Genomic DNA, 7491 nt, shown 5'->3' with positions numbered 1-7491 from the left:
GCCACTTCTTGCGAAGCGTCCTATTTCATTTATTTATTCGTGAACATTTGATATTTTAAGTATGACGCCAATCCGAAAATCGGCGCTGCACTTGCATCAAATGTCCACACTTATCGACTGTTAATTGTTAAAGAACTGTATTCGGTACTGCTCTCGCGCTATCAACAAAGCGTTGTGTTTGTCAGCTGCGAAGAAGGAAGAGTATGAAGCGTTTCGCTAAATCCGTCAACCCTCTTTTTTACTACCTTCACCGTTTCCAGTGATCCCGTTGTTTTGCAAACTGCAGCGCCTCATTGGGGAGGCGAACTATAGCAAAGCCCCCCATGGGCGGCAAGCTTTATTTCAGCAATGCTGCAACTGCCATGCCGACATCGGTCGTACTGGCGCCGCCTCCCATGTCCGGCGTACGCGGTCCATGCTCGAGCACCTGTTCAATGGCGTGCAAGATCGCGTCGTGCGCCGCCGTGTAATGGGCATCGCCATTGCCGAGGAAATCGAGCATCATGGCGCCCGACCAGATCATGCCGATGGGGTTGGCAATATTCCGGCCATAGATATCTGGGGCAGACCCGTGTACCGGTTCGAAGACGGAAGGGAAAGTGCGTTCCGGATTGATATTGGCCGACGGCGCAATGGCGATCGTGCCCGTACACGCGGGGCCCAGGTCGGACAGGATGTCGCCAAACAGATTCGACGCGACCACCACGTCGAAACGCTCGGGGCTGAGCACAAAACGGGCCGCAAGTATGTCGATATGGTATTTATCCCAGCGCACATCGGGAAATTCCGGCGCCATGGCTTCCACCCGCTCATCCCAGAATGGCATGCTGATCGCAATACCATTCGACTTGGTCGCCGATGTCAGGTGTTTTTTAGGCCGGCTTTGCGCCAGCTCAAACGCATACTTCAGGATGCGATCGACACCCTTGCGCGTAAACACGGATTCCTGCAGCACCGTTTCGCGCTCTGTCCCCTCGAACATACGCCCGCCCACGGACGAATATTCTCCTTCCGTATTTTCACGCACGACATAAAAGTCGATATCGCCCGGCTTTTTATTCGCCAACGGACAAGGTACGCCCGGCATCAGCCGTACGGGCCGCAAATTGACGTACTCGTCGAATTCACGCCGGAATTTCAACAGCGATCCCCATAAGGAGATATGGTCGGGCACCTTGTCCGGCCAGCCCACGGCGCCAAAATAAATGGCGTCGAAATCCTTAAGCTGGGCAAACCAGTCCAGGGGCATCATTTGCCCATGCTCCAGGTAATAGTCGCAATTCGCCCACTCCATGGTAGTGAACTGCAACTCGATATTGAAGCGGCGCGCTGCGGCCTCGACGACACGCAAGCCCTCCGGCATGACTTCATTGCCGATGCCATCACCAGCGATGACTGCGATTCTGTGTGTAGCCATGACATTCTCCTGTTGAACTATAGGGATGCATTGATGATACTAGCGCGACATCAGAATACAATCATGTCATTTGCAACCCAAGCATCCACACTTCGTGAACAATTGATGAACCATACGCCGCAGCTCGAAGATTTACGCCTGTTTTGCCTGGTCGCCCAGAAAACCAGCTTCGCCGCCACGGCGCTGGAACTGGGCATCTCCAAGGCTGTCGTCAGCAAGCGCATCGGCATGCTGGAAGCGGCTTTACAGACGCGCCTGCTGCACCGGACCACGCGCCGGGTCAGCGTGACCGATCATGGCGAAATCGTGCGGCAATGGGCGCAGCGCATCCTGGAGGACGTCGAACAAATGGGTGAAGCGGTGGCGCAGTCAAAACTGCAACCGCAGGGTGTGCTGCGCATCTGTTCCAGTTCCGGCTTCGGCCGCAATCAGCTCGGCCCCGCCCTGTCCCAGCTGGCAAGGCAGTATCCGGAGCTGAAAATACAGCTGGAACTGCTCGACCGTCCCGTTGACCTGCTGGGCGAAGGTTTCGACCTCGACATCCGGGTCGGCGTAGTTCACGAGCCCGATCTGATCGCGCACCGTATCGCCAGCAACAGCCGCGTGCTGTGCGCCGCGCCCGCCTATCTGGCACGGCACGGCGTGCCCGTTACCCTGGCGCAATTGCGCGAGCATCATTGCATCGTCATTCGCGAACGGGACCAGGATGGGCAGCGCTGGAAACTGCAGGGCCCACAAGGACTGGAAACCGTGAAAGTCGATGGGCCGCTGTCCGCCAACAATGGCGAAATCGTGCGCCAATGGGCGCTCGATGGCCACGGCATCATCCTGCGTTCCGCCTGGGATGTGGACCGCAGCCTGGCGCAAGGCCATCTGGTGCGCATCTTGCCTGCATATCAACAGGATGCCGATGTGTGGGCGGTCACTACATCACGACTGTCAAACTCGGCCAAGGTGAGGGTTTGCGTGCAGTTTCTGCAACAATGGCTGCTGGCGCGAGACGCATGACTCAGGCTTGAGGCGCCACCTCCGGATACAGGCGCGACAAGGTATCGGACGCAATGGCCGAGATAATAGGCAGAACGCGCTCGGCAGCCGGCTCCAGCGCTTTTTCCCGGCGGACGTCCTTCCACAATTCCAGCAATGCGCCATCATGGCGCGCCACGGCCCGCTCCACTTCATCCTGCCAAAAGGCCGGGGCTTCGCTTTCAACGAAATTGCCGCGGCCACGGCCAAAATGCGCCACCGCCAGATAACGCAGTACGCCCGCCACCACCAGGGTGCGCAGAAAAGCATCGGTAAACTGCATGGTGGGTTGATTGCGATCCGTACCTGAATTAAATCCCCAGGCGGCACCAGCGAACGTTAACGCACCAACCACGCCGCCCAGCAAGGCGCCCGTGCCCAAGGTCAAGCCACCGGATATCAGGTCGGCTGACAGCCCCGTCGCTGCGCCGGAGATCATGGCGCCCAGCAAGCCCGCTTGCGCCTTGTCAATCGGTGCGCGCACGGCGAAATTTTCCCGCACCCGCGCATTGATCTTATGCGCATCGGTCGGATCGAGTTTGTGCAAGATCAAGAGTTCACGCGTGGTCTCGCCGCTGCGCGTATTCAGCCGCGCCACCAGGTTGGCCATCGCCTTTTCCTGGCGTTGCTGCTCTTCATTCTTGCCAATGCCCACCACCTGCAAGGCCGACTTCAAGAGCCCTTTCGAGACGGGCTCGATCGCTTCGCTATCCTGGCCGGCCACGGCCAGCTGCGTGGCCAGCAAATGCATGGCCTGCTGGAAACGCGCCGTATTCTGTACTTGCCAGGTCGCAAACAAACGCGCATAGCCGGCCTGCTGCGACTGTGGCAGCAATTTGCCCACGGCTTCATAAAACACGCGCTCATGCACCCAACAGCGGGCAAAGGCATCGAGCGCCAGGACATCGCGCACGATGGGATATTGCCGCAAATGCTCGCGCCAACGCGCCTGTTCGCCCTGCTCCTCATTGCCCGGACGAGGCGGCCCCATCTGATTGAGCAAGACCACCACGGGTTTGCCCAGCCATTCGAGGATTTTCATTTCCGCCGGCAGGTAGCCCGCATCCTTGGGGTGCTCCGAGGAATTCACCAGATACAGCACCACATCGGCCGCGTCTCTGGCCGTACGCAGCGCCTGCTGGCTGAGCCAGAATGGGCGGTCGCGATAACGGTCCAGCACTTCGCGCAAGAACCAGCCGATGGGATTGCCCGATTGCCCCAGGCGCTTGAGCAGGCGCACGGAGTCGCCAAAACCGGGCGTATCCCACAATTGCAGGGCATCGCCCTGCGGCGTGGCCAGCAAGGTATGCGATTCCGCAAATACCGTCACATGGGCGGCATCGCGCACTTCGCCGATATCCACACCTACCAGCGTGCGCGCCAGGGTCGTCTTGCCATTATTCGTATGCGAAATCAGCGCAAACTGAATCTGCGCCGCATCTTCCTGGACATCTTTATTTACGTTCACGCTCATGCTGCTGCCGATAACTTCAGCCCGACACCCGCATCAAGCGGGCGCAGGGTTGGATTGAGTAAATTGACCACCGTGGCCGTGGTTTTGTGAAACTGGCAGAACTGCCGCCACAAGGCGATTCTTTCCGCCAGGCGGGCGGCATTGTCCGCTTGCTCGCCAGCATGCTCCAGATAGCTGGATTCATCGATGAGGACGGCGATGCCGCGCGTCGATGATTGCGCCAGGTAATCAAGGAAAGCGCCGTGGTTTTCCTTTTCCGGTGTCGCCGTCAGATTGAACAGCACGGCCGTGATATTGACCTGCGGATCATTCAGGTCCGTACCGCGCAAGACTTCCTGCGGCTCCTCGCCATACGACGTCGATGGGCGCAGCATCATGCGGCCCTGCTCGCCAAACAAGATGACGGCGATCTGCCCCAGGCCCTTGTGGCGCGCCTCATCGACAGTAAAACTGTACGGCAAGACACGCAGCATGCCGCCCGTCGCCACGCCTATGCTTTCATTGAGTTTACGGAAATACGGTTGATCCAGATCAAGCGGAAAGTGTTTCGCCAGACGGGCTGCGCGCCAGTTGTTACCGAGCGCCAGGATCAGGCGGGGAACGACGACCAGCAGGAAAATCGTTGCCGCATACAAATGCACCCACCGCGCGCCGCCTTCGACGGTCGTCGTTTGCGGGAAACGCAGCGCTTCGATTTCCGCCAGCGAAAAACCTTGCAGATGAAACAGGGCAATGGCCGGCGCAAACAGGGTCGAAAGCAGACCGTGCACCTGGCTGGCACTCAAAAACGTGCTTTCCCAGCCTGCCGCATACTGCGACAGGAAACCACGCGCGTACAGCGAAGCGACGGCGCCGGTGGCAAACATGGCGGCGCTCAGGTGGATGGTGCGACTCAGGCGCGCGGCCGTCAGCCTGCCGCTCAGATGCGCCCACTCCCCCATGAAACTGAGCAAGCCCGAAGACAATGCGTGCGGCAGCTTGCGCGGCAAGGCCAGCCGGCCCACGCTCAGGTGGCGCACCAGACCCGCTTTCGGCCAACCGAGGGCATGCGAAGGAATGCACATCCAGATCAGCAAGCCCAGGTACACCAGCACATTCCAGGCGATGATCAGCAGCAAGGGCGCCGACAGCAAATCGACGCGATGGGGATCCGTGATGCGGTCGAGCCCGGCACCCAGCAGCAGTGCCAGCAAGGGCAAGGTCAGCGCCAGGGTCTTCATGCCGTTGCGGCGCTTCGCGAACGCCGCGAAGGCGGGCGTGCGCTCGGTGATGCGTTTGATGATCAGCTCGGAACGCTGCTGCAGGAAATCGTCACCCGTGACTTCGGCCTGCTTGCCCGAAGCTTGCCACTGCGCAAGTTCACGCGCACTGCGGCTGGCATACATGCGGTCATCCTCGCTGAGGACCTCTTTTTTCTGATCGGCCGTTTCGATAGCACGGACCAATACCACTTCTCTCGCAATCTGCTCGTTCATGGTGCTCCTGTTTTTGTATGAAACGACAACTCGACAGGCAGATTGTGACGTACTTTTGTGTTTCAGGCCAACGCGTCGTCGGCCTTGAACATGCTGTACAGCAGATAAATGAGGAAAGCAGCGATCCAGGCCGACCACAAGGTATGCGAGAAAAACTGCGTACCTTGCAATTGCTGCAAATAACTGGCCGCCAGGCAGCACAGCAACATGAGAGCGGCGACCAGGACCGCCATGCGCGGTTGCCGGGGCAGCCAGAACAGCGGCGCGGCCAGCAGCCACCATGGACTCCCCGCCTTCATTGTTGGCAGGCAAGTCATGGCGGATACCTGCGCCGGCATGCTTTCCAGCAGCCGCGCATATGATTCCAGCCCCCCATAACGGAGCAAATCGCCGGGGCAGGACAGGCCACTGAAAGCAGACAGCAGATAAATGCTCACAGGCACCAGTACGGCCGACAGCGCCAGGACACGCAAGGCTGTGCGCCGCGCTACGGGCCATGCCAGCGGGCGCCAGGCATCCCACAGCGCCAACACGATGGCGGCAACGGCCAACACGCTCGTGGCGAGACTGACGTTACTTGCCAGCACGTTCTGGCTGCCAGAGAAATGCCCGCGCTCGGCATCGAACATGCTGTCCGCGATAGTCAGGTCGAGGTTGGTATAGTTGCCGATCCAGATAATCAGCAGGGCCGACAACATCAATGCGCTATCGATGCCTTTGGGTGTTTTGACGAGCTTCAGCTTGGCCAGCATGGGTGTATGCATTTACTTGGTGAGATGAAAGGAACCGGCCGCATGCAAGACAGCGGCCACGGAAGTCATCGTACAGGGTCAACATGAAGAGAACATGACGATTCCCACCATCAACACTTAGTGGGCCAGGATGCGCTTCAAGCTGCACCTTACAAGCAGGAAGATGAAATGTACGTTAGCCACGCGTTAAATTTTCGTTAAACCAATGCCTACGGCTTACGTAAAATCAATACGCAGCACGCTGCCGCCCGCAGGACGGATACTGAACGCCAGGGTAGCCCCCAGATACAGGCAAATGCGTTGAACCAGGCCAAGTCCCAATCCCGCGCCGGAGGAACCGCCCAGGTTGGCGGGATCGCTTGCCGCAGCGAGCGGGCACGGGCGGCCTCGGGCAAGCCTGGCCCCGTGTCTTCAACGATCAATGCGCGTCCCGTCAGATGTACGACGACTTCGCCCTGCAATGTGTATTGGCAGGCATTGCGCACCAGGTTGCCAATAGCCGCGCGCAACAATTTACGCGGGGCATGGACGAGAAAATCATCGCCGCCCACGAAGGCCAGCATCAGCGGCTTGCCGGCCGTGTACGATTGATAGCGCACGCATTCTTGCCGGGCCAGTTCAGCCATGGAGAGCGGGGCACACGTCAGCAATTCCGACGCGCGGGCCAGGTGCAGCAAGACCGTCACGGAATCGCTGGCCTCACGCGCCGCCCGGTAGATACGCTCCGAGGCGGAATGGACCAGCGGGGCACTACCGCCATGCACCAGCAGAATTTCCGCCGCTCCTGTAATCACAGTCAGCGGCGTTCGCAACTCGTGGCTGACATCGCCTGTAAAAAAGCGCTCACGGTCAAGAACTTCCGCCAACTGCGCCGTACGTCCGGCAAAAGCACGTGAGAGTATCCCCAGTTCATCGGCGCTATCCTGTAACGGCAACGATGGCTGTTCCGTCTCGACGGCCCGCGTCAGCGCCATGATCGGCGTGATCAGCCGGTTGGCGATGAAGGCGCCCAGCAACGATGCACAGATCAGGAAACCGATAAAACCCAGTGCGAACATGCTGCACACCACCAGTTCGGTCTTTTCATATTCAGTGGCATGGTCGATCACGACGAATTCGCCATGCACATCGCGGCCGGCGAGCACGTGCAAGTCGATGCCGTCTTGAGGCGGTCGTCAACCTAGGTATAGAGATTGGCGAGAATATCGTGACTGTCTTCAATGATCAGGATGCGCATACCAGCATTGTAGGGTGGATTGAACTGCAGCATCGCCAGACGAAAAAAAACCCGCTCATTGCTGAGCGGGTTTTTTTCTAGGTGAAACAGCCGGCGGCTGTTTCAGCAAA

At 58.9% G+C, this 7491-nt stretch carries 6 protein-coding genes; 1 reads left to right on the top strand and 5 read right to left on the bottom strand.

Annotation, left to right across the window (positions count from 1 at the left end; all coding sequences use genetic code 11):
• Positions 1–337 precede the first annotated feature (337 nt).
• Positions 338–1417, bottom strand: a complete 1080-nt coding sequence (locus AC07VI_RS29215) for a tartrate dehydrogenase (RefSeq protein ID WP_086148452.1) — start codon at positions 1415–1417, stop codon at positions 338–340.
• A gap of 105 nt (positions 1418–1522) precedes the next feature.
• Here AC07VI_RS29215 and AC07VI_RS29210 point away from each other — a divergent pair, with 105 nt between their 5' ends.
• Complete coding sequence (locus AC07VI_RS29210; RefSeq protein WP_492992595.1) at positions 1523–2425, top strand: LysR family transcriptional regulator; 903 nt, start codon at positions 1523–1525, stop codon at positions 2423–2425.
• Position 2426: 1 nt separating this feature from the next.
• Here AC07VI_RS29210 and AC07VI_RS29205 read toward each other — a convergent pair whose 3' ends face one another.
• The 4 genes from AC07VI_RS29205 to AC07VI_RS29190 all read right to left on the bottom strand — a co-directional run bounded on the left by AC07VI_RS29205 (position 2427) and on the right by AC07VI_RS29190 (position 7289).
• Positions 2427–3917 (bottom strand): DUF3482 domain-containing protein, encoded by a 1491-nt coding sequence (locus tag AC07VI_RS29205; protein ID WP_492992593.1) that lies wholly within the window; start codon positions 3915–3917, stop codon positions 2427–2429.
• Positions 3914–5392: a DUF2868 domain-containing protein gene (locus AC07VI_RS29200; RefSeq protein ID WP_492992591.1), complete on the bottom strand. Its 1479-nt coding sequence runs from the start codon at positions 5390–5392 to the stop codon at positions 3914–3916. Before AC07VI_RS29200 ends, AC07VI_RS29205 begins: the two co-directional genes overlap by 4 nt.
• A 62-nt stretch (positions 5393–5454) precedes the next feature.
• Complete coding sequence (locus tag AC07VI_RS29195) at positions 5455–6144, bottom strand: phosphatase PAP2 family protein (protein ID WP_492992589.1); 690 nt, start codon at positions 6142–6144, stop codon at positions 5455–5457.
• 209 nt (positions 6145–6353) lie between these two features.
• Positions 6354–7289 carry a sensor histidine kinase gene (locus AC07VI_RS29190; RefSeq protein ID WP_492996258.1) on the bottom strand — a complete coding sequence of 312 codons (936 nt, stop codon included), beginning with the start codon at positions 7287–7289 and terminating at the stop codon, positions 6354–6356.
• Between the last annotated feature and the right edge of the window lie 202 nt (positions 7290–7491).

The organism is Janthinobacterium sp. GW821-FHT03A03, from assembly GCF_059421435.1.
Note: the sequence above shows the minus strand (reverse complement) of the source record. Positions and strands in the feature narration are given on the sequence as shown.

Excerpts from the sequence above, each read along its gene's own strand:
- AC07VI_RS29215 (WP_086148452.1), bottom strand. The coding sequence starts at position 1,417 with ATGGCTACACACAGAATCGCAGTCATCGCTGGTGATGGCATCGGCAAT.
- AC07VI_RS29210 (WP_492992595.1), top strand. The coding sequence starts at position 1,523 with ATGAACCATACGCCGCAGCTCGAAGATTTACGCCTGTTTTGCCTGGTC.
- AC07VI_RS29205 (WP_492992593.1), bottom strand. The coding sequence starts at position 3,917 with ATGAGCGTGAACGTAAATAAAGATGTCCAGGAAGATGCGGCGCAGATT.
- AC07VI_RS29200 (WP_492992591.1), bottom strand. The coding sequence starts at position 5,392 with ATGAACGAGCAGATTGCGAGAGAAGTGGTATTGGTCCGTGCTATCGAA.
- AC07VI_RS29195 (WP_492992589.1), bottom strand. The coding sequence starts at position 6,144 with ATGCTGGCCAAGCTGAAGCTCGTCAAAACACCCAAAGGCATCGATAGC.